Origin of the sequence: Novosphingobium sp. B 225 (genome assembly GCF_002198665.1) — a bacterium.
In the GTDB taxonomy this organism is placed as follows: Bacteria; Pseudomonadota; Alphaproteobacteria; order Sphingomonadales; family Sphingomonadaceae; genus Novosphingobium.
In genome coordinates this window covers 339,396-363,316 of the sequence record NZ_MWLM01000064.1, presented here as the reverse complement: position 1 = coordinate 363,316, position 23,921 = coordinate 339,396, and the positions used below count along the sequence as shown (strand labels likewise).

22 protein-coding genes are annotated in these 23,921 nt (G+C 63.6%); 10 read left to right on the top strand and 12 right to left on the bottom strand.

Annotation, left to right across the window (positions count from 1 at the left end; genetic code table 11):
* Positions 1-31 precede the first annotated feature (31 nt).
* From hfq to dusB, 6 genes are all read right to left on the bottom strand, one after another.
* Positions 32-628: an RNA chaperone Hfq gene (hfq, locus tag MNBBLIKP_RS14100; protein WP_088310883.1), complete on the bottom strand. Its 597-nt coding sequence runs from the start codon at positions 626-628 to the stop codon at positions 32-34.
* Between the two features lie 128 nt (positions 629-756).
* Positions 757-2,151, bottom strand: coding sequence for a nitrogen assimilation response regulator NtrX (gene ntrX / locus MNBBLIKP_RS14095; RefSeq protein ID WP_088310882.1), 1,395 nt, complete (start codon positions 2,149-2,151; stop codon positions 757-759).
* Positions 2,152-2,168: 17 nt separating this feature from the next.
* Positions 2,169-4,382, bottom strand: a complete 2,214-nt coding sequence (locus MNBBLIKP_RS14090) for a sensor histidine kinase (RefSeq protein ID WP_254913058.1) — start codon at positions 4,380-4,382, stop codon at positions 2,169-2,171.
* 45 nt (positions 4,383-4,427) lie between these two features.
* Entirely contained in the window at positions 4,428-5,840 is a 1,413-nt protein-coding gene (locus MNBBLIKP_RS14085; RefSeq protein ID WP_088310880.1) for a sigma-54-dependent transcriptional regulator, read from the bottom strand.
* A complete protein-coding gene (locus MNBBLIKP_RS14080) occupies positions 5,837-6,922 on the bottom strand; it encodes a two-component system sensor histidine kinase NtrB (protein WP_088310879.1) in 1,086 nt (361 codons plus the stop codon). The genes MNBBLIKP_RS14085 and MNBBLIKP_RS14080 overlap by 4 nt, the downstream gene beginning before the upstream one ends.
* A 2-nt stretch (positions 6,923-6,924) precedes the next feature.
* Positions 6,925-7,941, bottom strand: a complete 1,017-nt coding sequence (gene dusB / locus MNBBLIKP_RS14075) for a tRNA dihydrouridine synthase DusB (protein ID WP_088310878.1) — start codon at positions 7,939-7,941, stop codon at positions 6,925-6,927.
* A 75-nt stretch (positions 7,942-8,016) separates the two neighbouring features.
* On the opposite strand from dusB, the gene MNBBLIKP_RS14070 reads away from it, so the two are divergent.
* The 3 genes from MNBBLIKP_RS14070 (at position 8,017) to MNBBLIKP_RS14060 (ending at position 10,254) form a co-directional block, all read left to right on the top strand.
* A complete protein-coding gene (locus MNBBLIKP_RS14070; RefSeq protein ID WP_088310877.1) occupies positions 8,017-9,162 on the top strand; it encodes a bifunctional 2-C-methyl-D-erythritol 4-phosphate cytidylyltransferase/2-C-methyl-D-erythritol 2,4-cyclodiphosphate synthase in 1,146 nt (381 codons plus the stop codon).
* A gap of 1 nt (position 9,163) precedes the next feature.
* Entirely contained in the window at positions 9,164-9,694 is a 531-nt protein-coding gene (locus MNBBLIKP_RS14065; RefSeq protein ID WP_088310876.1) for a hypothetical protein, read from the top strand.
* Between the two features lie 62 nt (positions 9,695-9,756).
* Positions 9,757-10,254 carry a CinA family protein gene (locus MNBBLIKP_RS14060; protein WP_088310875.1) on the top strand — a complete coding sequence of 166 codons (498 nt, stop codon included), beginning with the start codon at positions 9,757-9,759 and terminating at the stop codon, positions 10,252-10,254.
* Here MNBBLIKP_RS14060 and MNBBLIKP_RS14055 read toward each other — a convergent pair.
* Complete coding sequence (locus MNBBLIKP_RS14055; RefSeq protein ID WP_088310874.1) at positions 10,215-10,673, bottom strand: type II toxin-antitoxin system RatA family toxin; 459 nt, start codon at positions 10,671-10,673, stop codon at positions 10,215-10,217. The genes MNBBLIKP_RS14060 and MNBBLIKP_RS14055 overlap by 40 nt on opposite strands.
* Positions 10,673-11,602 carry a lipoyl synthase gene (gene lipA, locus MNBBLIKP_RS14050; RefSeq protein WP_088310873.1) on the bottom strand — a complete coding sequence of 310 codons (930 nt, stop codon included), beginning with the start codon at positions 11,600-11,602 and terminating at the stop codon, positions 10,673-10,675. The genes MNBBLIKP_RS14055 and lipA overlap by 1 nt, the downstream gene beginning before the upstream one ends.
* A 65-nt stretch (positions 11,603-11,667) precedes the next feature.
* Between lipA and MNBBLIKP_RS14045 the strand changes: the two genes are divergently transcribed.
* Positions 11,668-12,321 (top strand): carbonic anhydrase, encoded by a 654-nt coding sequence (locus MNBBLIKP_RS14045; protein ID WP_088310872.1) that lies wholly within the window; start codon positions 11,668-11,670, stop codon positions 12,319-12,321.
* 53 nt (positions 12,322-12,374) lie between these two features.
* Here MNBBLIKP_RS14045 and MNBBLIKP_RS14040 read toward each other — a convergent pair whose 3' ends face one another.
* Positions 12,375-13,787 carry a hypothetical protein gene (locus tag MNBBLIKP_RS14040; RefSeq protein ID WP_088310871.1) on the bottom strand — a complete coding sequence of 471 codons (1,413 nt, stop codon included), beginning with the start codon at positions 13,785-13,787 and terminating at the stop codon, positions 12,375-12,377.
* 329 nt (positions 13,788-14,116) lie between these two features.
* Here MNBBLIKP_RS14040 and gyrA point away from each other — a divergent pair, with 329 nt between their 5' ends.
* Positions 14,117-16,816, top strand: coding sequence for a DNA gyrase subunit A (gene gyrA, locus MNBBLIKP_RS14035; RefSeq protein WP_088310939.1), 2,700 nt, complete (start codon positions 14,117-14,119; stop codon positions 16,814-16,816).
* Positions 16,816-17,658, top strand: a complete 843-nt coding sequence (locus MNBBLIKP_RS14030; protein WP_088310870.1) for a TauD/TfdA dioxygenase family protein — start codon at positions 16,816-16,818, stop codon at positions 17,656-17,658. Before gyrA ends, MNBBLIKP_RS14030 begins: the two co-directional genes overlap by 1 nt.
* A gap of 239 nt (positions 17,659-17,897) precedes the next feature.
* Here MNBBLIKP_RS14030 and MNBBLIKP_RS14020 read toward each other — a convergent pair whose 3' ends face one another.
* Positions 17,898-18,560, bottom strand: a complete 663-nt coding sequence (locus MNBBLIKP_RS14020; RefSeq protein WP_088310869.1) for a lysoplasmalogenase — start codon at positions 18,558-18,560, stop codon at positions 17,898-17,900.
* Between the two features lie 107 nt (positions 18,561-18,667).
* On the opposite strand from MNBBLIKP_RS14020, the gene trmFO reads away from it, so the two are divergent.
* Positions 18,668-20,008: a methylenetetrahydrofolate--tRNA-(uracil(54)-C(5))-methyltransferase (FADH(2)-oxidizing) TrmFO gene (trmFO, locus tag MNBBLIKP_RS14015; RefSeq protein WP_088310868.1), complete on the top strand. Its 1,341-nt coding sequence runs from the start codon at positions 18,668-18,670 to the stop codon at positions 20,006-20,008.
* On the opposite strand, the gene MNBBLIKP_RS14010 is transcribed toward trmFO, so the two are convergent.
* Both MNBBLIKP_RS14010 and MNBBLIKP_RS14005 read right to left on the bottom strand, forming a co-directional pair.
* Positions 20,005-20,472 carry an EF-hand domain-containing protein gene (locus MNBBLIKP_RS14010; RefSeq protein WP_088310867.1) on the bottom strand — a complete coding sequence of 156 codons (468 nt, stop codon included), beginning with the start codon at positions 20,470-20,472 and terminating at the stop codon, positions 20,005-20,007. The genes trmFO and MNBBLIKP_RS14010 overlap by 4 nt on opposite strands.
* A gap of 29 nt (positions 20,473-20,501) precedes the next feature.
* Positions 20,502-21,143, bottom strand: coding sequence for a hypothetical protein (locus MNBBLIKP_RS14005; RefSeq protein ID WP_088310866.1), 642 nt, complete (start codon positions 21,141-21,143; stop codon positions 20,502-20,504).
* A 125-nt stretch (positions 21,144-21,268) separates the two neighbouring features.
* On the opposite strand from MNBBLIKP_RS14005, the gene MNBBLIKP_RS14000 reads away from it, so the two are divergent.
* From MNBBLIKP_RS14000 to MNBBLIKP_RS13990, 3 genes are read left to right on the top strand one after another with little or no spacing between them, the layout of a single operon-like run.
* Positions 21,269-22,930, top strand: coding sequence for a TadE/TadG family type IV pilus assembly protein (locus MNBBLIKP_RS14000; RefSeq protein ID WP_176399780.1), 1,662 nt, complete (start codon positions 21,269-21,271; stop codon positions 22,928-22,930).
* Between the two features lie 2 nt (positions 22,931-22,932).
* Positions 22,933-23,385, top strand: a complete 453-nt coding sequence (locus MNBBLIKP_RS13995; RefSeq protein WP_088310864.1) for a TadE/TadG family type IV pilus assembly protein — start codon at positions 22,933-22,935, stop codon at positions 23,383-23,385.
* Positions 23,382-23,822 carry a TadE/TadG family type IV pilus assembly protein gene (locus tag MNBBLIKP_RS13990; RefSeq protein ID WP_088310863.1) on the top strand — a complete coding sequence of 147 codons (441 nt, stop codon included), beginning with the start codon at positions 23,382-23,384 and terminating at the stop codon, positions 23,820-23,822. The genes MNBBLIKP_RS13995 and MNBBLIKP_RS13990 overlap by 4 nt, the downstream gene beginning before the upstream one ends.
* The last annotated feature ends 99 nt before the right edge of the window (positions 23,823-23,921 follow it).

The following is a 23,921-nucleotide window of genomic DNA, read 5'->3' as shown; positions in this document are numbered from 1 at the left end:
GTTACCTCTTCACGATTGTCTTCAAGAAAGCTCAGGCGTCCTCGCCTTCTTCGCCTTCCCAGCCATCGCCGGTCAGATCGACCGGACCGAGGGGCTGGATGGTTGATACGGCATGCTTGTAGGCCAGCTGCACATAACCTTCGCGTTCCAGCAGCATGCAGAACAGGTCATAGGCCGCGACCCGGCCCTGCAGCATCACGCCGTTGACCAGGAACATGGTGACCTGCACCCCGGCGCCGCGGACGCTGGACAGGAACACATCCTGCAACAGTCGCACCTTCTTGCCCCCTTCCCCGCCGCTGCCGAACTGACCGGCATCGATCGGCTGGCTGGGCATGATGGTGGAAACGGCGTGCTTGTAGACCAGTTGTGACTGGCCATCGCGGCGCAGCAGGATCGAAAAATTGTCAAACCAGGTGACGATCCCTTGCAACTTCACGCCCTTCACCAGGAACATGGTGACCGGCACCTTGTGCTTGCGCAGCAGGTTGAGGAACTGGTCCTGCAGGTTCTGGCCCTTGGCGCTTCCACCGTTCAGCGGTGCGGCGGCTGCGCCGGTTTCACCGGCTTCAGCTTCGGCTTCGGCCTTTGCCGAACGCGGGCGGGCGGTGAGAGTGCGGGAGGTCATCACTTGGCTCCTTGTTGTTGGCGGCCGCTTCTGCGGTCCGCATTCTGGCCGCCCCGCAAGGAGGCAAGCCGCAATCAGTCTCGAAAGCTACCCCGATCAGGCCTATGCTGCAATGCAGAAATGCCCGCTCAGGCGCTTTCCTCCTCTTCCTCATCCTCGCGCCGGTCAACCATGCCCAGCAGCTTGAGCTTGCGGTGCAGCGCCGAACGCTCCATCCCGATAAAGCTGGCGGTGCGGCTGATATTGCCGGAAAAGCGCCGGATCTGGACCCGCAGATACTCCCGCTCAAAACTCTCCCGCGCCTCGCGCAGCGGCACGCCCATCAGCGCCGAAATGCCCGAATCCCCGGTCATCCGCCCGTTAAGCACTTCGCCCGGAAGCATGTCCGCCTCGATCCGGGCGATCCGTTCACGCGGGGTCAGGATGATCGTGCGTTCGACCACATTGCGCAGCTGGCGTACATTGCCCGGCCACTCATAGCTTTGCAGCGCGGCCATCGCCTCCATGCTGACTTCCGGCGGCGGCACGCCCTGATCGGTGGCGAAGCGGGCGAAGAAATGATCGACCAGCATCGGAATGTCGTCGCGCCGCTCGGCCAGCGAGGGGATCGTCACCGGCACCACGTTGAGCCGGTAGAACAGATCCTCGCGAAATCGGCGTTCGGCGATTTCCTTCTCCAGTTCGCGTGCAGTCGAGGAGACGACCCGCACATCAACCCGGATCTGGCGGTGCCCGCCGACGCGGACGAAGGCCTGCTCGGTCAGCACCCGCAGGATCCGCGCCTGGGTGGACAGCGGCATGTCGGCCACCTCGTCCAGATAGAGCGTCCCGCCATCGGCCATTTCGAGCAGTCCGGCTCGCACCAGCTTGCCGTTCGATTCCTCGCCGAACAGTTCCTGTTCGAACCGTTCGGGGGTGATCCGGGCCGAATTGACCGTGACAAAAGCGCCGCCCGCGCGCGGACTCCAGCTGTGCAGCAGCCGTGCGGCCACTTCCTTGCCTGCCCCGGCCGGGCCGGAAATCAACAAACGGCTGCCGGTGTTGGCGACCCGCTTCAACGTGGCACGGACCTGGTTGATCGCGCTGGAATTGCCGGTGAATTCATCCGAAGTGACGAACCCTTCGCGCAGCCGGGCGTTCTCGCGCCGCAGCCGCTCGGTCTCGGTCGCGCGGGCGACCAGCAGCAGGAGGCGTTCGGCCTCGAACGGCTTTTCGATGAAGTCCATCGCCCCGCGCCCGATCGCGGAAACGGCAGTATCGATATTGCCGTGACCGGAAAAGATGATCACCGGCAATTCCGGCTCGCGGCTTTTGATGGCGTCGAGCACTTCAAGCCCGTCCATCGGGCTGCCGTGCAGCCACACGTCCAGCAGCACCAGGCTGGGGCGGCGCTGGTCGATCATGTCGAGCGCGGTGGTGCTGTCTCCGGCGGTGCGGCATTCATAGCCTTCATCGCTCAGCACGCCGGCCACGAGTTCGCGAATGTCGCGTTCGTCATCGACGATCAGAATATCGAGCGCCATCTTGGTGTTCCCGTACGTTATTCGGCTGCTTCGCTGGCCCGCTCGTTGCCGAGCGGGTCACGGGCAAAGCGCATGGTGACAATGGTTCCATCGGGGTCCCCGGCAGCGAAGCTCATTTCGCCGCCGTGTTCCTCGACAATCTTGTTGACGATCGCGAGCCCCAGCCCGGTCCCCTTCTCGCGCGTGGTAACATAGGGTTCGATAATCCGGTCACGGTCCTGGGGCAGTCCCACGCCGTTGTCCGCAATCACGACCAGAATGTCCTCATCCTGCTTCTTGAGGGTCAGGGTAATCCGCCCGCGGTAATCGGCATCGGCTGATTTCTGCCGCGTCTCGACCGCCTCGACCGCGTTTTTGAGCACATTGGTCATCGCCTGACCGAACTGGTGGCGATCGCAGGCAACAATCCCGATGTCAGCATCGGCGGCGAAGGCAAAATTGATGTCGCTGCGCGATACTTCCTGCAGAAACAGTGCCTGCCGCGCCAGATCGACCGGATCCTCGCCCCGGAACACGGGCTTGGGCAACCGCGCAAAGCTGGAGAATTCGTCGACCATTTTGCGCAAGTCACCGACCTGACGAATGATCGTGCTGGTCAGTTCATCGAACAGTTCGGCATCGGCGGTGATCAGTTTGCGGTAACGCCGCTTGAGCCGCTCGGTTGCGAGCTGGATCGGGGTCAGGGGGTTCTTGATTTCGTGCGCGATGCGCCGGGCCACATCGGACCAGGCGGCCTGACGTTGATCAACCAGCTGGCGGGTGATGTCTTCAAAGGTCACCACATGCCCGCCGCCTTCGCGGCCAACCCGGACCGCCAGAGTCAGCAGATCGGTGCCCTTGGCATATTGCACAATCCCGCCATCCTTGCCCTCTGCCGTCAGTGCCGCGATCGCCGGGGCCACATCGGCGAGCCGCGCGCCGGGTTCCAGCTGAACATCCATATCCAGCAGCAATTTGTGCGCCGAACCGTTCATCAACTGGATCACGCCGTCATCGGCGGTGGAAATCACCCCGGCTGTCACCGATTCGAGCACCGCCTCGATAAAGGCCCGGCGCTCATCAAGCTGCTGGTTCGCCCCGACCAGCGCCTGGGTCTGGCGTTCCAGTTGCTGGGTCATCCGGTTGAACGCGCGGTTGAGCAGACCGATTTCGTCGGCCCCGGTGCGCCCTTCGACCCGCATCGAAAAATTGCCCGCCCCCACTTGCCGCGCCGCATCAACCAGATCGTACAGCGGCTTCACTTGCCGGTCGGCAAAGCGCAGCGCGAACCAGATCGACAGTCCGACCAGCGCCAGCGAGGCGACAAACAGCGCGACATTGACCTGCAGCTGCTGAATTCGCGCCCGTTTGGTCAGCTGATCATAGGCGCGCACGATATTCTGCGCGCGCTGCCCCTGGCTGAGACTGAGCAAGTCAGACTTGCGTGCGGTATAGAGGTAGATCCCGCTGCGCCGGTCAATCGGGGTCACAGCTTCGATCTTGTCAGGCTTGGCATCGATCACGATGTCCGCGCCGCGATCCAGCTGGCGCACCACATCGATCGAAACCTGTTCGGCCAGCGGATTGTCCCCCCGGGCAAAGGCCGCCCGGCTGAGCGAGCCATCGGGCAACTTTTGCAGGATGGTCGATTCGTTGATGTTCCGGTTGGTGATCTGGAACTGATAGTAATTGAGGAATTCCTGGCTGACCGGCGCCTTGCGGCTAAGGAAGTCCCCCAGATCCGCCGCCATCGCCAGCGAGGAGTACTTCATGTCGTTCTGGGTCTGCTCGTAATAACCGCGCGCCAGCTTGTTGGCGTTTTCGAGCATCCCGCGCGAACGGTCCGAGAACCAGAATTCAACCCCGGTCTGGAACAGCACCGAAGCAAAGATCACCACCAGCAAGGTCGGGATTGCGGAAATCAGCGAGAAGAAGAACACCAGCCGGACGTGCAGCTGCCCGCCCCCGCCCGCGTGCTCCGCCGCGCGTTGCAGCGCCAGGCGGCGGCCCAGCAAGACCAGGATCGCCATGGCCGGAACCAGCGTGCCGACCAGCAGACTGGCCGTCAGATTGGTCGGCATGACCTGGTTGCGTTGCGCCGGAGAGGCCAGGACATACCAGGTCAGTCCGGTCATCAGCAGGAAGCTGGCCACCGAGACCACTTCCATGATCGCAAAGAAATTGGCCCGCCGCGCGGCAATCTGCACGCGCCTCCACCAACGTGGTGGGGCCTTGGTCCTGTCGATCAGCATCGTTGCATCGTTACAACACTACTGTTGCAACTTTGCAAGGGGCAATCAGCCGGGCTGGTGCAGTTCGGCCGGATCAATACCCAGATCGCTGAGCCGCTTGCGCAGCGTGTTGCGGTTGATCCCCAGCATTTGCGCGGCGCGCAGCTGGTTGCCCTGCGTTTCGCGCAGCACCGCGGTAAACAGCGGGCGCTCGAAAGCGGCCAGTGCAGCATCATAGACGGTGCCGGGAGCAGGACGGTTGATTACCAGCCATTCGGCCACCGATCCGGCCAGATCACCGGCACTCCCCGCTTCCGCATCGGCCCGGGCGGTCTGCTGGATCAGGCTGGCCGTGCTTTCCGCGTCGATCGCATCTTCGCGCGCCAACAGCGCGAGGCGGTAGATGAAATTGCGCAGTTCACGGACATTGCCGCGCCAGGGCTGACGGCTGAGCAAGGCTGCAGCTTCATCCGACAGCTGATGCCGAGGCAGCCCTTCAACCGCAGCGAGCTGGAGGAAATGGCGGGCCAGTGCCGGAATATCGTCTGCCCGTTCGCGCAGCGGCGGCAGTGTGATCGGCACCACGTTGAGCCGATAGAACAGGTCTTCGCGGAACTGCCCCGCCGCGATCATCGGTTCGAGATCGCGATTGGTCGCGGCGACAATCCGCACATCGACCTTGATTTCCTCACGCCCGCCCACGCGCCGGACCGAGCCCGATTGCAGCGCGCGCAGCAGCCGGGTCTGGGCCTGCATCGGCATGTCACCGATCTCGTCAAGGAACAGCGTGCCGCCATTGGCCTGCTCAAACTTGCCGATATGCCGCGCGACGGCGCCTGTGAAAGCGCCCTTTTCATGCCCGAACAGCTCGCTTTCGATCAGTTCGGCGGGGATGGCCGCAGTGTTGACTGCCACAAACGGGCCGTCCTTGCGCTGGCCCAGCTGGTGGATCGCTTCGGCCACCAGTTCCTTGCCGGTGCCGCTTTCGCCCAGCACCAGCACGGTGAGATCGTTGCGCAGCACGCGGGTGATCATGCGGTAAACCGCCTGCATCGGCGCAGAACGGCCAACCAGCGGCAAACCCGCAACGGGCGCATCCTCTTCCGTCCCGCCTTTTGCACTCGCCGCGCCAACTGCCTGGCGGACGGTGCGGGCCAGTTCATCAATGTCGAACGGCTTGGGGAAGTATTCAAACGCGCCGGTATCACTCGCCCGCACAGCGGTATCGAGTGTGTTTTGGGCCGAAAGGATGATGATCGGCATGTCCGGCGCCATGGCCCGGACCTGACCGATCGTTTCGATCCCGTCCCCATCGGTCAGCATCACATCGGTAACCAGCGCGGCAAAGCGGTGCAGTGCCAGCAGCCGGTCACGCTCGGCAATCGAATCGCAGTGGGTGACGCCAAAGCCCTCTGCTTCGAGCGCGGCGGTGATCACCAGCGCGATCGAGGCGTCATCTTCGACCAGCAGCACGTTCATGGCAGATCCTCGCGGTTGGTCTGGCGGCGTTCGGCGGCCATCGGCAGATGAACCCGGAAATGGGTCCAGCCGGCAGCCTCCTCGCGGTCATGGCCGATCCGCCCGTTCATGTCGCGGACCAGACGGCGGACCAGCGCCAGGCCCAGGCCCTGCCCGCTCTTCTTGGTAGTGACGAAAGGTTCAAACACATGATCGCGCATTGCGGGATCGATCCCCGGCCCGTTGTCGCTAACCCGCAGTTCGATTGGTAGGCGCACCGGCAGGCCATCTGCCCCGCGGTGGGTCTGCAGCCCGCTGGCAAAACGGGTGCGAACCGCGATCCGGGGGGCGGCCGTATCGCGGCAGGCGTCGGCGGCATTGGCAATCAGATTAAGCACCACCTGTACCAGCGCATCGGCATTGCCGAGCACCAGCGGCAGTGAGGGATCGAACTCCTCGACAATCGGCGGCGCATTGCCGGTGGCTTCCAGCACTGCAATCGCCCGGCGCACCGCTTCGTGCAGATTGCACGGAGCAAGCGTTTGGGGCGTTCGGCGCGAGAGTGACTGCATCTGGTCGATCAGCTTGGCGATCCGGTCCACCTCATCGGCGATCAGCCCGGTCATGGCCAGGTCATTGCCTTGCAGCTTGCGCCCCAGCAGCTGCGCCGCGCCGCGAATGCCCGCCAGCGGATTTTTGATCTCATGCGCCAGAATGTCGGGCGCGCGCAGGATGTTGTCGTCGGCGGAAGCAGAGTTGTCGCTCATCGCTTCGGCCCCGGAAATGTCGTGCAGGGTCAGCACTTGCCAGCCCGGCTGATCGATCAGCGGTGCGGCGGTGACGTCAAGCCGCCGCGGGCCTTGCCCGATCACATGGACATTGGTGGCCCGCGCCGAAACGTGCGCATCGCTTTCGGTTAGCCGTGCGGCAAGGCGGGGTTCCTCGAACCGCACCAGATCGGTCAGGCAACGATCCTGCAAACGCCGAAAGCTTTGCCCCAGGAACTGCTCCGCCGCCGGATTGGCCGCCGCGATCCGCTGTCCCGGAGCCAGCAGCACCACGGCCAGCGACAGGCTGGACAGCTGCCGCTGCGGATCGATCATGCCTAGGCCGCCTGGCGCGAAAGGAACGGATCGTAGAATTCGCGCAGCGCCTGCATCACGGCCTGCGGATCATCGACGAAGTTCACCGTATTGCGGAAATGCGCCGACCCGTGCAGCCCGCGCGTGTACCAGCCGAGGTGTTTGCGGGCGAGCTTGACCCCGGTATCCTCGCCATAAAGGTCCAGCATCCACTGGTAATGCTCAAGGATCAGCGCAAGTTGATCATCCAGTGAAGGATCGGCCAGTTGCTGCCCGGTCCCCAGCCAGTGCATCACCTGCGCCAGCAGCCACGGCTTGCCATAGGCCCCGCGCCCGATCATCACCCCGTCCGCGCCGCTTTGATCCAGCGCCGTGGCAACATCGTCGATCCCGCAAATGTCGCCGTTGACGATCACCGGGATGCTGACTGCATCCTTGACCTTGCGGACAAAGGCCCAGTCGGCACTGCCCTTGTACATCTGGTTGCGGGTGCGGCCGTGGACGGTGACCAGCTTCGCGCCCAGATCCTCGGCCCGGCGGGCGAGTTCGGGGGCGTTGAGGCTGTCATGGCACCAGCCCATCCGCATCTTGACCGTAACCGGCACCTTGACCGCCTTGACCGTCGCTTCGATCAGCGCGGTGGCCAGCGGCAAGTCACGCATCAGCGCCGACCCGGCATCGCCATTGACCACCTTGCGCACCGGGCAGCCCATGTTGATATCGATGATTGCCGCACCACGATCCTGAACCAAACGCGCGGCGTCAGCCATCTGCGCCGGATCGCACCCGACCAGCTGCATCGACACCGGTTCTTCCGCCGCATCCCACATCGCTTTTTGCTGCGATTGCCGCGTTTCGCGGATTGCCGCCGGGCTGGCGATCATTTCGGTGACGTTGAGGCCCGATCCGAACCGCCGCACCATCCGCCGGAACGGCAGATCGGTTACGCCGGTCATCGGCGCCAGGATCACCGGGCAGTCGATCCGTTCGGGCCCGACCATGATCGGGGCCAGCGCAGGAGGAGAGGGAAGCGGGTTCATTGCGATGTGCCTAAAATTTGGGCAGCACATAGGGAATTGCCGAGCCGAGAGCAAGGCACTACCGCAGACCGCGCAATGAGCGTGCCCTCCCCTTCTGTCGCTGCCGTGATCGTCGCCGCCGGGCAAGGCCTGCGTGCGGGCCAGCCTTTGCCCAAGCAATTCGCCCTGTGGCGTGGCAAGCCGGTGGTCCGGCATTCGGCAGAAGTGCTGGCCGCGGCGGGGATCGCCCCAATCGTCGTCGCAATCCCCGATGGCGCGGACACGGCAGCAGCGGCGGCACTGGCAGGCATCCCTGGCGTGCGGCTGGTAACTGGCGGCGCAACCCGGCAAGGGTCTGTACGCAGGGCGCTGGAAGCCCTTGCAAAGGATGCCCCCGATCTGGTCCTGATCCACGATGCTGCACGCCCTGGCCTGACTGCGCCAGTGATCGCGCGCCTGCTCGCCGCGCTGACGCAGCACCCCGGTGCGATCCCCGTCCTGCCCGTGGTAGACAGCCTGACCCAGGCCGACGGCCCCCTGATGGGTGAACCCGCCCGGCGCGAGGAGCTGCGCCGGGTGCAGACACCGCAAGCGTTCCGCTTTGCCGGGATCCTGGCCGCGCACCGCAGCTGGGACGGCGCGATTGAGGCCGGCGATGATGCCCAGGTCGCACGGGCCGCTGGCCTTGCCGTGGCGCTGGTCGATGGAGACGAAGCCTTGCACAAGTTGACCTTTGCCAGCGATTTCGATGCCGCCGCCCTGCCCGCTTTGCGGGTCGGCACCGGCTATGACGTTCACCGTCTGGCCGATGGTGAGGAACTGTGGCTGTGCGGGATCAGGATCGATCATCCACGCGGTCTGGCCGGACACAGTGATGCCGATGTCGCGATCCACGCGCTGGTCGATGCCGTGCTGGGTGCAATTGCCGATGGCGATATCGGCAGCCACTTTCCGCCCAGCGATCCGCAATGGAAAGGCGCGAGCAGCGATCGGTTCCTGGCCCACGCGGTTTCACTGGCGGCGGCGCAGGGCTACCGGATCGGCAATGTCGATCTGACGATTATCTGCGAAGCCCCCAAGATCGGCCCGCACCGTCAGGCGATGCGTGAACGGCTGGCCGAAGTGCTGGGCGCGCCGCTCGCCACGATCAGCGTCAAGGCAACTACCACCGAACGGCTCGGCTTTACCGGGCGCGGCGAAGGGATTGCTGCGCAGGCTGTCGCCACGCTGGTGCGGGGCTGACATGCTGCGGCTGGTGTTTTGCTCGGCAATGCTCGCCCTGCCCGGCCTGGCCCAGGCTGCCGCCCCGCCACCGCCGTGCCTGACCGCGCAGGAATTTTCCGCCATGTCGATTTACACGCTGCCTGCGATGGTGCGCGGCGCGGCGCAGCGCTGCGGGGATGTCTTGCCGCCCAAGGCCTATCTGCGCACCGACGGCGAAAAGCTGGCCCAGCGTTATACCAAGGGGCGCGACCGGCAGTGGCCGATGGCCCGCAAGGCGGTGATCAAGGCCGGCGGCACGCTTGATCCGCAGGCCGGACCGGTGTTGGGCCAATTACCCGATGAAACGATGAAGCCGATGCTGGATGACATGGTAATTGCCATGGTCGATCAGCAGTTTCCGGTCGAACGCTGCAAAAGCCTTGATCGGCTTTTGCTGCTGCTGTCACCCCTGCCCGCCCCGCTGGCGGCAGAGACGATTGCCCTGACCACCGGCCTGGCCGCACGTAGCGGAGCGAATCGGGTTGGCGCACTGCGCATCTGTCGTGCTTGACCTTGGCGACAGACAGGTGAAAGGCGCGTCCGCGTCCGCGAATCGGACCTGACAGGATTACTATGTCGCTTCTTCCCGCCGATATTGTCGAACTGGCTGCCCGGGTCGTGGCCGAAAACAAGGCCGCAGGCCGGGTTGTCGCGCTGGCAGAAAGCTGCACCGCAGGGTTGGTCAGTGCCGCGTTGACCGAGATCGGCGGATCATCAGCCGTGCTCGATCGCGGCTATGTGACCTATTCCAACGAAGCCAAGCACGAGATGCTGGGCGTGTCGAAAGACATCATCGAAACCTTTGGCGCAGTTTCGATCGCCTGTGCCTGGGCGATGGCGCAAGGCGCATTGAAGCGCAGCAAGGCCGACGTTGCGGTGGCGATCAGCGGGATTGCCGGGCCCGATGGCGGCAGCGAACAAAAGCCGGTTGGCACCGTGGTGTTCGCCCGCGCAATTCGCGGCCAGAATGAGGAAGACGCCCTGGCCGAAGAGCGCTTGCTTGACGGATCAAGCCGCGAAAGCGTGCGCCATCAGGCGGCGCTGGTCGCGCTGGAACTGCTGCTGCCGTAAAGCTGGTCTGCGCGGTCTTCAAAGGCCTGGACCATCTTGCGGAACGCACGGTCAAAATACTGCCCGGCCAGCTTTTCGAACATGGCGTTGCGGAACGTGAATTTCACGTCAAATTCCACCTCGCAGCCGTTTTCCACGTCGCGGAACAGCCAGACATTGTCGAGATCGCGCATCGGCCCGTCGATATAGTGGACCTTGATCCGGCCTGGCCGCTGCTTTTCCACGCGTGAAGTAAACTTTTCGCGCAGCGCGTTAAAGCCGACCAGCATATCCGCGATCATTTCATGTTCGCTGTCGCTCTTGACCCGCGTTGCTACGACCCACGGCAGAAATTCGCCATAGCGTGCCACATCGGCCACCAGATCAAACATCTGGGTGGCGCTGTATGGCAGGCGCCGCACTTCGTGGACGCCTGGCATCAGCTTTTGCGCGCCAGCCCGACCTGCGCCTGCCGCGCAGCGCGCATTTCCTTGAAATCGTCGCCCGCGTGATAGCTCGACCGGGTCAAGGGGCTGGCCGCGACCTGCAGGAAGCCCTTGGAACGGGCAATAGCGGCATAGCTCTTGAACGTATCAGGCTCGACAAATTCGCTGACCGCGACGTGTTTCGGGGTGGGCTGCAAATATTGCCCCATGGTCATGAAATCGATGCCTGCACAACGCATGTCATCCATCACCTGATGCACTTCCAGCCGTTCCTCGCCCAGCCCCAGCATGATCCCGCTTTTGGTGAAGACCAGCGGATCGTGGTGCTTGACCTCTTCCAGCAACCGCAGCGAGGCATAGTACCGCGCGCCGGGGCGGATCGTGGGGTAAAGCCGGGGGACGGTTTCCAGGTTGTGATTGTACACATCCGGCCCGGCCATGACGATTGCTTCCACCGACTCGCGCATCTTGCCGCGGAAATCGGGGGTCAGGATTTCGATCGTGGTGTCCGGGGTTTCGCGGCGCAGCGCCTTGATTACCTTGACGAACTGGCTGGCCCCGCCATCGGGCAAGTCATCACGGTCAACCGAAGTGATGACGATGTGTTCCAGTCCCATCTTCGCGGCGGCCACGGCAACGTGATCGGGTTCCAGCGGATCGACCGCGCGCGGCATGCCGGTCTTGACGTTGCAAAAGGCGCAGGCACGGGTGCAGATATCGCCCAGGATCATCACCGTGGCGTGCTTCTTGGTCCAGCATTCGCCGATGTTCGGACAGGCCGCTTCCTCGCACACAGTATGCAGTTTCAGATCGCGCATCAGCTGGCGGGTTTCGCCATAGCCCTTGCTGGTCGGGGCCTTGACGCGGATCCAGTCAGGCTTGCGTTGACGCTGCGGCTTGGGCTCGGAAGCGATATCGTTCATGGCTGCCAGATAGGCGCTTGCCTTGCCCCTTGCCAGAGGCAATTTCCATCCCCATGTGCGGGCCCATGAGCGACCCATTCTCCCCTGAACTCGGCCGGCTCGTCGCCGGATACCGCCGCTTCCGCGCCAATGGCTGGGCTTCGAATCGCGAACGCTGGGCGGATTTGCGCGAAAGCCAGGAACCGCAAGTGATGGTGATCGCCTGCAGTGACAGCCGGGTCGATCCATCGCAGATCTTCGACGTCGATCCGGGCGAGATCTTTGTGGTCCGCAATGTCGCGGCGATGGTCCCGCCTTATGAAACCACCCCCGGCCACCACGGCGTTTCCGCCGCGCTGGAATTTGCGGTGCAGTTCCTCAAGGTCAAGGAAGTGGTGGTCATGGGCCACGGCATGTGCGGCGGGTGCAAGGCCGCGCTGACCCGGCAGATGGAAGGGGCCGAGCATGGTTCCGGCGGGTTTGTGGCGGACTGGATTGCACTGCTGGACGAAGCGCGCGACGAGGTTACCGCCACCCACGGCACCGAAGGGCGCCCGGCCGAGCGCGCGATGGAGCAGGCCGGAGTCAGGGCCAGCCTCAAGAACCTGCGCACGTTCCCCTATATAGCTGCCAAGGAGCAGAGCGGGGAACTGCGGCTGTCAGGCGCCTTTTTCGCGATCAGCGACGGCGTGCTGCACGTGCTGGACGAAGCCGAAGGGCATTTTCATCCGGTCGAATAGAAAAGGGCGGAGGTTGCCCCCCGCCCTTCGCTGTTTTCCAGGCGATCGCAGCCTTAGCCGCCCTTGGCCTTGATCCCGGCCTGCACGGCCCAGACCTGCGCCACCGGAGCGCGCGCGCCGGTGACCTTGGCAAAGCTGGCCTCGGCTTCGGCGAACTTGCCCTGATCATACTGGGCAATCCCCATGCGGCTGAAGACCAGACCCTGATCGGCCCCCGGCATGGCACTGGCCAGCTTGTAGAATTCTTCCGCCTTGGCCGGCTGGCCATAGGACAGGAACGAATCGCCTGCACCAACCACCGTGGCAACCTTGGCCGTGGGCAGACGCCCATCGCGATCATAACCGCCCAGCAGGTTCTGCGCCGTATCGGTCTTGATGCGGGCATTGGCCACGTTGATGGCATCAGCCACGGCAATATCGCCGCGGTTGAGCTTGCCTGCGGCCACTCCGGCTTCGACCGCCTTCAGCACTTCCTTGGGCAGGCCCAGGTTGGTGCCGATCTGGACCATTTCCATATAGTCCGAACCATTGGCGTAGCTGGCAGTGCGGTCCGCCAGGCGGGCGATGTCCAGCAGGACGTATTTGTCATACTTGCCCGCGCGGCGCAGCGCTGCCAGCGCATCGCCCCAGTTTTCGGTGTTCGGCTGTGCCTTGATCAGTTCGCTGCCGAAGTAGCCAACGTTGGTCACGTCGAGCACGTCATTTGCAACCTTGAGCCCACGACGCAGCCCTTCGGTCGAAGCGGCGCGGCCCTGGGTTCTGGCCAGTTCGTTGGCATCGCGCAGGATCTTCATCCCGCCGGGGCCATCGTTCTGCGCGAAATAGGTTTCGGCGAGATAACGGTCTGCTTCACCATCGTGATAGCCGCCAGCGGTTGCAGCCTGCAGCGCGGTGCGTGCGGCCATATAGTCCTTGGCACCATAGGCGAACTTGCCGACATAATAGTTGAACAGCGGCACCTTGTCCGCCGGGACGAAGCCGCTCTGCAACTGCAGATCCAGCCCCTTGCGCTGCAAGCCCTGGCTGCTGGTGAACAGCCCCATGTCGAGCGCGATCGCGCCGGCCTGGTACTTGTCATCATTGCCGACAACCTTGGTCATCGCACCGTCAAGCGCATCGGTATCCGGCTTGACCAGGGCAACCAGTTCGGCCGCCTTGGCATCATAGACCTTTTGCGCTTCGGTCTGGGCACGGCGGGTGGTTGCCGCCATCAGGGTGCTTTCCGCAGCCTTCAGTTCGGCCTGCTTGGCCAGCACATCGGGGCGCTTCTTGGTGTTCGTCCAGGCAGCCAGCACCGCGTTGGACGCGACCTGGAATTCCTTCGACAGTTTGAGCTTGAGAGCCGCAGGGGCCTTCTGCTTTTCGGCGGCGATGGCCGGGCTGGCGATCAGGCTCGCCCCGGAAACGGCAGCAAGTGCAAGCGCGATGCCCAGCGCCGGGCGCGAAAGAAACGTGGCGCGGATCATGGACCTTATTCTCCTTGGCAACCGGCGTTGCGGACCCGTTTCCGCCTTGCGCCGGGGCAAAACTTCCATCCCTGCCAATGGCGCGAAATCGCCGGTTTGGCAACTGGTGCGCTAACTGCATTACCAGCGTTTAACCTTGATTGAACGCAACTTGGCCAATCCGTTCATAAACGGCGTGAAGAGTGTGGAAAAACCCGCCCTGAACCGGGCTTGCAGTGGCCTTGCGGCAGCCATTCGCCTAGGGCCTGAGCACTCGCAAATTTCCCGACAACAATTGATCGAACAGCCGCGTGAGCGAAGACCAGACCACTCCCGAATCCCCGAACCCGATGGGCGAATTCACCCGCGTTGACATCGTCGACGAGATGAAGACCAGCTACCTCGATTACGCGATGAGCGTGATCGTAAGCCGCGCGCTGCCCGATGTGCGCGACGGGTTGAAGCCGGTCCACCGCCGTATCCTGTTCGCCGCCCAGGAAGGCGGGATGGTCGCCGGGCGGCCCTATCGCAAGAGCGCGAAGATCGTTGGCGACGTGATGGGCAACTATCACCCGCACGGTGACAGCGCGATCTATGACGCGCTGGCGCGTATGACGCAGGACTGGTCGATGCGGCTGCCGCTGATCGACGGTCAGGGCAATTTCGGCTCGATGGACCCCGATCCACCAGCTTCGATGCGTTACACCGAAGCGCGGCTGGCGCGGGTGGCCAATGCCCTGCTCGATGATCTCGACAAGGATACGGTCGATTTCACCGACAACTATGACGGTTCGCGGCAGGAACCGACCGTTCTGCCCGCACGCTTTCCCAACCTGCTGGTCAACGGCGCGGGCGGGATCGCAGTGGGCATGGCGACCAACATTCCGCCGCACAATCTGGGCGAAGTGATCGACGGCTGTCTGGCCTATATGGACAATCCGGAGATCACTTCGGAAGAACTCGTCCAGATCATCCCGGGGCCGGATTTCCCCACAGCCCCGCTGATTCTGGGCACCCACGGCGCCCGCTCGGCGTACCTGACAGGCCGGGGCAGCGTGATCATGCGCTGCCGCCACGAGATTGAGGAAGGCCGGGGCGATCGCCGTTCGATCGTGCTGACTTCGATCCCCTATCAGGTCGGCAAGAACAGCCTGGTCGAAAAGATTGCCGAAGCCGCCAAGGACAAGCGGATCGAAGGCATTTCCGACATCCGCGACGAATCAAGCCGGCTTGGCGTGCGCGTGGTGATCGACCTGAAGCGCGATGCCACGCCCGAGGTGGTGCTCAACCAGCTGTGGCGCAACACGCCCGCGCAGTCGAACTTCCCCGCCAACATGCTGGCGATCCGCGGTGGCCGCCCGGAAACGCTGATGCTGCGCGATTTCATCAGCGCTTTCATCACCTTCCGCGAAGAAGTCATCACCCGGCGCACCAAGTTCGAACTGAACAAGGCGCGTGACCGGGCGCATATCTTGCTGGGTCTGGTCGTCGCGGTCACCAACCTTGACGAAGTGGTCAAGATCATCCGCGGGTCGCGCAATCCGGCCCAGGCGCGCGAAGCCTTGCTGACCCGCGAATGGCCGATTGGTGAAATCGCGCCCTATATCCGGCTGGTCGAAGCGATCGAACCCAGTGCTGAGGAAAGCGGCGGAACCTATCGCCTGTCCGAAGTGCAGGTGAAGGCGATCCTCGACCTGCGCCTCCACCGACTGACCGCGCTGGGCCGCGACGAGATTGGTGACGAGCTCAAGGAACTGGCGATCGCGATCGAGGAATACCTCTCGATCCTGGCCGACCGGGCCAAGCTCTACGGCGTGATGCGCGATGAGCTTTCGGCAATTCGCGCCGCATATGCCACGCCGCGCCTGTCTGAAATCACCGCCGCCGCCGACGGGATCGATGATGAGGACCTGATCGAGCGCGACGACATGGTCGTCACCGTCACTATGGACGGTTATATCAAGCGCACCCCGCTCTCCACCTTTCGCGCCCAAAACCGCGGCGGCAAGGGCCGGGCCGGCATGGCGACCAAGGACGAGGACGTGGTCACCACCATGTTCGTCACCAGCACCCACAATCCGGTGCTGTTCTTCTCGACCGCGGGCAAAGTCTATCGGCTCAAGGTGTGGAAGCTGCCCGAAGGCGGCCCGGCCACGCGCGGCCGCCCGATCGTCAATCTGCTGCCCGCGCTGGACAAGGACGAAACGATCCAGACCGTGCTGCCCCTGCCCGAGGATGAGGCGGAATGGGGCCAGCTCTCGGTCGTGTTCGCCACGGCCAAGGGCAATGTCCGCCGCAACGCGATGGACGCCTTCGCCAACATCCCCAGCAACGGCAAGTTCGCGATGCGGTTTGACGAGGACAGCACCGACCGGCTGATCGGCGTCGCCCTGCTCGAAGCCAGCGATGATGTGCTGCTCGCCACCCGCAGCGGCAAGGCGATCCGCTTTGCCGGGGACGAAGTGCGCGAATTCACCAGCCGCACCTCTACCGGGGTGCGCGGGATGACGCTGAAGGGCGATGACGAGGTGATCAGCCTGTCGATCCTCCACCGTGTCGGAACCACCAGCGAAGAGCGTGAGGAATACGTCAAGTTCGCGCCATGGAAGGGCGAGAAGGACGGCGAACCCGCGATGAGCGCGGAACGCATGGCCGAACTGCGCGAACGCGAACAGTTCATCCTGACGGTCTGCGCCAATGGCTATGGCAAGATGAGCTCGGCCTACGAATACCGCCGCACCGGGCGCGGCGGCCAGGGCATCACCAATATCGATAACATCGGCCGCAACGGCCCGGTGGTGGCGAGCTTCCCGGCGGTGCAGGCCGATCAGCTGATGCTGGTCACCGATCAGGCCAAGCTGATCCGCTTGCCGCTGGAAAGCCTGCGGGTGATCGGGCGCGGCTCGGCCGGGGTGCGGCTGTTCAACGTGTCGGATAACGAACACGTGGTCAGCGCGGTGCGGCTGGCCGAGGCCGAAGGCGATGAGGAAGTTGAAGGCATTGCGCCGGATGCTCCCGCAGCACCTGCTGACGAAGGCGGCACGGACTGATGCCGCTGCGGGTCGAACCATCCGGCGGGGCGTGCGGGGCGCGCGTCACCGGGCTCGACCTGAAGCAGGTGCCTGATGCCGAGACCATGGCCGCGATCCGCGCGGCCTGGCTGCAGCATCATGTGCTGGCCTTCCCCGATCAGGGGCTGGATGACGACCAGCTTGAGCGTTTCACGCTGGCCATGGGCGGGTTTGGCGAGGATCCGTTTTTCGCCCCGATCCCCGGCCGCCAGCACATCGCCGCGATCCGGCGCGAAGCGGATGAGCAGAGCCCGCTGTTTGCTGAAAACTGGCATTCTGACTGGAGCTTTCAGGCCCGTCCGCCTTCGGGCACCTGCCTCAACGCGGTCGATATTCCGCCGGTGGGCGGCGATACCCTGTTCGCCAACCAGCATCTGGCGTGGGAGGCCCTGAGCGCGGAACAGCAGGCCCGGTATGCCGATCTGATCGCGGTCCATTCGGCCAAGCTGCCCTATGCGCCCGACGGCACCTATGGCGCGAAAGACAAGGGCCGCAGCATGGACATCCGCCCGAGCGAGGCGGCGCTGGCCACGCAGACTCATCCCTTGGTGCCCGCCCACCCCGAAACCGGGCGGCGCGGCTTCTATTCCACGCTGGGCTATATCATCGGGATCGAAGGCATGGCGCAGGACGCAGCGATCGCCCTGCTGATGGAACTGCAGCACTGGCAGGGCGATGAACGCTTCGTCTTCGCGCAAAAGTGGGAACCGGGCATGCTGGTGATGTGGGACAACCGCAGCGTCCTGCACCGCGCCACCGGCGGCTATGCAGGCTATCGCCGCGAGCTCCACCGCACCACGATTGCCGCCTGGGCAGGCTGAGCGCGGGAACGTTTTCCTACAAGCTGCGCATTTGCTATGATTCGGCGATGCGGTGCATTTTCAGCCTGCATAGGTAACGAAGGTCACAAAGGTCACACTGAAAAACCGCGATTCCGCGTGACCTTTGTGACCTTTGTGACCTTCGTGACCTATGCANGAAAAACCGCGATTCCGCGTGACCTTTGTGACCTTTGTGACCTTCGTGACCTTTGTGACCTTCGTGACCTTTTTGACCTTTGTCACCCCGGCGCGCGGGACTTGTGCAGCTCTCCGATCACGCCGGTGCAGATCAGGAACTGGCCAAAGTAATAGAGCGGCCAGATCAGCAGGCCCGGCAGCGCGCTGTGCGCCAGCGGGCCGATCCGGGCAAAGATCAGCAGGTCAGACACCACGAACAGTATCGCCCCCAACCCTACGCGGTAGCGCGGAAAGCTGCTGGTCCAGGCCATCGCGGCCATGATCGCAAGGCCGGTGGCATAAAGCGCCACGCCCGGTCGCTCCATCGGGTTTGCCGGCAAGGACCACGCGATCAGCACCACCAGCGGCACCAGCACTATGGCCAGCAAGCGCTGACTGGGGGTCAGCGCGGCCCGGCGGTGACGTGCATAGAGCCAGATCGCCAGAATGTGCCCCGCCAGGAACGCCAGCGCGCCATAGATCAGGTCGATCTCAATCAGCACATCGCCCAGCGCGCCCAGCGCCATCACGCCAGCAATCTGCCGCGAATCCGCGCCGTGGTGGCGCAGCAAGGCATAGACCGCCAGCAAGGCCACCCCTGCCCCCTTCCACGCCATCTGGTACAGCCCGGCCAAGTGGCTGTCCTTGACGAAGTAAAAGCTGATCCCGGCGGCCAGACTGGCCAGCAACCACGGGCGTTTCTCGATCAAGGCACGTTTCGGCATAGCGACTTCCCCTTCACCCAATCCCTATCCGTTCGTGTCGAGCGAAGTCGAGACACTTTTGCGCGACGTGTCTCGACTTCGCCGGGCACGAACGGCATGGGGGCAAAATGACTTATGACGTCCACATCATCGGCGGCGGCATGGCCGGGAGCGAGGCCGCGTGGCAGCTTGCCCGGCGCGGCCTCAAAGTACGCCTGTCCGAAATGCGCGGCGGCGGAGACAGCACTGCGGCGCACCAGGGCACCGGGCTGGCCGAACTGGTCTGCTCCAACTCGTTCCGCTCCGACGATCACGAAAAGAACGCGGTCGGCCTGCTCCACCACGAAATGCGGCAACTCGATTCGCTGCTGATGGCCGCCGCCGCCAAGGCGCAAGTGCCCGCCGGATCGGCGCTGGCAGTGGACCGCGATGTCTTTTCGGCCGAGGTCGAGGCGGCGCTGGCCGCGCAGCCGACACTGACCGTGGTGCGCGAACGGATTGATCGTTTGCCCGACGCCGGACTGACCATCATTGCCACCGGCCCGCTCACCGCCGGAGCGCTGGCCCAGAGCATTGGCGCGGCGACGGGGGCGGAAAGTCTGGCCTTCTTCGATGCGATCGCCCCGATCGTCTATCACGACAGCATCAATATGGACGTCTGCTGGATGGCCAGCCGCTGGGACAAGGGTGAAACCAAGGACTATATCAACTGCCCGATGACCCGCGAGGAATACCAGGCCTTCCACGCCGGGCTGCTGGCGGGCGAAAAGACCGAATTCCGCGAATGGGAGGCCAATACCCCCTATTTCGATGGCTGCATGCCGATCGAGGTCATGGCCGCGCGGGGCGAGGATACCTTGCGGTTCGGGCCGATGAAGCCGGTCGGGCTCGACAACCCGCACAGCGCCACGCCCGAATTCCCCAAGGGGCGCTGGCCCTATGCCGTGGTCCAGCTGCGGCAGGACAACAAGCTGGGTACGCTGTGGAACATGGTCGGGTTCCAGACCAAGCTGAAGCACGCCGAACAGGTCCGCCTGTTCCGCACCATCCCTGGGCTGGAGCAGGCTGAATTCGCCCGGCTGGGCGGGCTGCACCGCAACACCTTCCTCAATTCACCCGAATTGCTGGACCGGCAATTGCGCCTGAAAAGCGCCCCGCACATTCGCTTTGCCGGGCAGATTACCGGCTGCGAAGGTTATGTCGAAAGCGGCGCGGTCGGCCTGCTGGCGGGTCTGATGACCGCTGCCGAACTGACCGGCCGCGATTGGACGCCCCCGCCCCGCACCACCGCGCTCGGCGCGCTGCTCTCACACATCACGGGCGATGCTGAGGCCGCGACCTATCAGCCGATGAACATCAACTTCGGCCTGTTCCCGATGCCGCCGGAAGAGGTCAAGAAGAAGCAGCGCAAGGAAGCCTACACCGCCCGCGCCAAGGCGGATCTGGCGCAGTGGTTGGCTTCAGCCTAGCACTTGCAGCCCGGCTTCTTCGCCGGCTTGGGCTTGGTCGTGGCAAATTCCGGCCGGGTCAGCTGGCCATCGCCATTGGCATCGGCGCCCTTGAACCGGTTAGAGGTCAGCACCGCCCATTCCTCAAAGCTCAGCAGATTGTTGTGGTCGGTATCAAGCTTGCGAAATGCCGCAACGCGGGGGGCCAGCACCTCGACCCGGCTGATCTGGTTGTCGCGGTTCTTGTCGAGCCGGTTGAAGCGCTTCTCCTCACGCGTGGCCTCATTCGCCTGGGGCAGACTGCCGCCCATCAGGCCTTCGCCATCTTCGGTCGGGATCTCGTCAGGCACTTCGCCCGCGTCGCTTTCCGCCGCAGTGGGCGGCGGCGGGGCCTGAGCTTCGGTGGCGGCGCGGCCCTGCCACCAGAACAGGCCAGATGCGACCAGCAACAAGGCCGAAACCGCGCCCAGGATCGTCCGGTTCATAGCGTGCTCTCCATCCAGCCCAGCATAGCCTAGCGCCCGGTCAAGCCAAGCCTGATTGCGCAAAGCAGGCTGACCGGCCCTTCGATCAAGGGCCTTGCCCCGCGCTGCCGCCGGGCAAGGCCATGGAGCACCGCAAGCGGCCGCATGCTGCGCGGCAAAGCCGGCCTGCCCCAGTCCTGGGTGGCGATCAGATCCAGCACCACGGCCCGCTCTGCCGGGTTCGAAACGCGCGCGGCCAGATCGGCCAGGGCCCAGTTGCGCCCGGCCCGCTCGGCCTCTGCCGCAGGGCAGCCCAGTGCCTGCGCCATGGCGGCCATACCCGCCGCACGGCCCGCCGCGAAGGTTTCTGCCGCAGCGTGGTTCAGCGTCTCACCCAGCAAGGCTTCCCAGCCATCAGCCGCTGCGACCAGTGCAGGGCCTTGCTGCAACACCGGGGCCAGCGCGATCAGCACCGGATCGGCCCCGCCGCCGCCCTCCCCCAGCCGGTCGCGCCACCAGGCCAGTCGCAGCTGCGCCAGCATCGGCTCCCGCGCGGCGCGGACGATACCCGCCAGGCGCGTATCAAGCGCGAACAGCCCCGCAAACAGCCCCCGCGCCGCCACCGGAGCATAGGCCAGGGCCAGGCGCTGTTCGACTGGAAGGCCATCAAGAAGCGGGGAATCGGGCGTCATCCGGGATGGTCAATAGCCCGCCGCCGCGCGCCGCGCAAAGCATTGGCTGTCCACGCCGATTTGTCAGCCTCTACCGGATGTTAACCAGTTTGCTTGAAAGTCCGCTCACCAGTCACGCTTATGGGATGATCGATTCCATAGCTTTAGGGTGCAACATGTTCGCCACGCTACGTCGAAAACTCACCGAGTTGCGAACCAACACCAGCGGCAACGCGACCATGCTGGTGGCGCTGGGCCTGCCGGTGCTGATGGGCGGTTCGGGCCTCGCGGTTGATACCGCGCAGTGGTACATGTGGCGCAATGAATTGCAGTTCGCGACCGATCAGGCCGCCCTTGCTGCCGCTTGGGCGCGGACGAGTTCGGACTCGACCGTGCAGGCCACCTACAAGACCCGCGCAGAGCAGGAATATTCAGCCAACCTTTCGATGGTTGCCGATTTCGACAGCTTTGACAGCTCCACCAATGTGAACCTGGCCAAATACAAGGGATCGAGCACCAACAACAGCGTGATCGTCACCGCCTCGGCCACCAAGGCGCTGCCGTTCTCAAGCTTCATGACCGGCAGTCAGGCGACTGTGAAAGTCATTTCCCAGGCCAGCTTTACAGTCGGCACGACTTACGAAGCCTGCATGCTGGCGGTCCACCCATCGGCGGATTCGGCCTTCAAATTCGGCGGCAGCGTTGGCGGGACATCGACCTGCGGCGCCGGATCGCTGTCCAACGATTCGAACGCGGCGATGAAAGAGGTTGGCAACACCTCGGTTCCGCTGGGCAAGCTGATCGCGACGGGCGGGATTGACCAGGGCTTTGCCAATAACGGCACGATTTATGAAAACCAGTCGGGCCTGTCCGATCCCTATGCCAGCCTCGAACCACCCAGCGCGAGCACATCGAGCAACAAGGAATACTCCTGCCCGACCCCGCAAGAGGGGGGCACCACCTATACCGCCACCTATTACACGCGCACCTACAACTCGTACAAGTACTACAAGGGGTCCAATTCCAACAGCTGGACCGAGCAAAGCCCTTATACCGGTGATGGTTACATTGCCGATGGGTATGAGGATTCAAGCTCAAGCACCAAAACAGTCACCAGCAGCGCGGTGACCGGATGGCAGACGCCAAGTTCAACGACGACTGAAGGTGCTGTAGACATTGGCGGCAAGGGCACCAAAAAGATGTGGCGCGTAAAATCCTACTATACCAGGGACAATTACACCAAGATCGATCAGCGCGAAACGCTGGCCGTCGATGGCACCGCCCGCCCGGAGCCCGGGATTTATGGTTCGATCGAAATCCAATGCAAGACCGAGTTCTCGGCCGGGGTCTACTTCATCAGTGGCGGCATCGATTTCGGACAGAACCAGACTGTCACTGCTGCGGGCACATTGTTTGTGATGACCGGCAACAGCGGGTCGATCAAGATCAACTCGAACTCGGTGCTGGACCTCAAGGGCATTTCCGCGACCACACTGAAGGACAATTACAGCTATGATCCCGCCGCTGCGGACAAGTTGGCGGGCATGCTGTTCTGGGACGAGAATTCCACCAGCGCATTCAGCATGGAAGGCAATGCTTCGGTCAAGATCGATGGCACCATGTACATGCCCAATCGCGACGCGACCTTTAACGGAAACGTCAATGCCGCCACCGGGGGCTGCATGATGGTTGCGTCGCGGACGCTGTTCATCAGCGGCAACTTCAACATCACGAACTTCTGCAAGCCTTCCGGGTCAAGCGCAATGTCGCTCGGCGGCGGTGCGCCGACGGTCAAGCTGGTGGGATAACGATGTTCGGACGGCTCCTTCAACGCCTGCGCACCGATCAGCGCGGCACCATGGCGATCGAAACGGCGCTGGTGGCGCCCATGCTGATGGCGCTCAGCATGGGGGCCTATGAGGCGAGCCGGATCTATGCCCGCCAGACAGAGCTGCAAACCGCCATCGCCGAAGCGGGCGACGTGGCCATCGCGATCAAGGTCGATACCGATCTGGAACGCAGCAAGCTGCGTGCGCGGATCAAATCATCAACCGGGCTAAGCGATGCCGACGTCACCATTGCCAACAGCTATCGCTGCGGCACCACTGCCACGACGGTGAGCCAGGCATCAACCTGCGGCAGTGCGGCAGTGACGACCTATCTGGAAATCCATGTGACCGACACGCTGACGCCGATGTGGACCAACCTGGGTTTCGGCAGCACGATCAATTTCAACCTGCGCCGGTTGCTGCTGGTGTCATGAGCAAGCTGAGCCGCCTTTTGCTGGCGCTGCGCCAGGACCGTTCGGGTTCGGTTGCGATCGAATTCGGGCTGATCGGGCCGTTGTTCCTGGCGATGTTCCTGGGTGTGCTGCAGATCGGCATCGCCATGCAGAACCAGAACGCGCTTCGTTCAATCTCTGCCGATGTCGCGCGCCATGCGGCGGTTATGTACCAGCAGGGCACCAAGCCCGATGACGACAGTATCGAAACCTATGCCTACCAGATCGCCGAGGCACCGCCTTACGGTCTGCGTTCAACCGGGCTGACGATTACCGCTGACACTTCGGATTCGCCGCAGTTCACCGGGGCGAAGGAAATCTCGCTGACGATCGAATATGCCGTGCCCAGCTTCCTGGAATTCATCGGGGTGGGTGAATTGCCGCTTACTTACAAACGGCCGATCTTCGTGATGCCCTGATCGCGGTTGTTGCCGGATCGGGACTTACACGGTGAAGAAATTAACCATCGATCTTTATCAGCCACTTACGTCTGGGTGTTAAGCCCGCAGGCGTGGGAT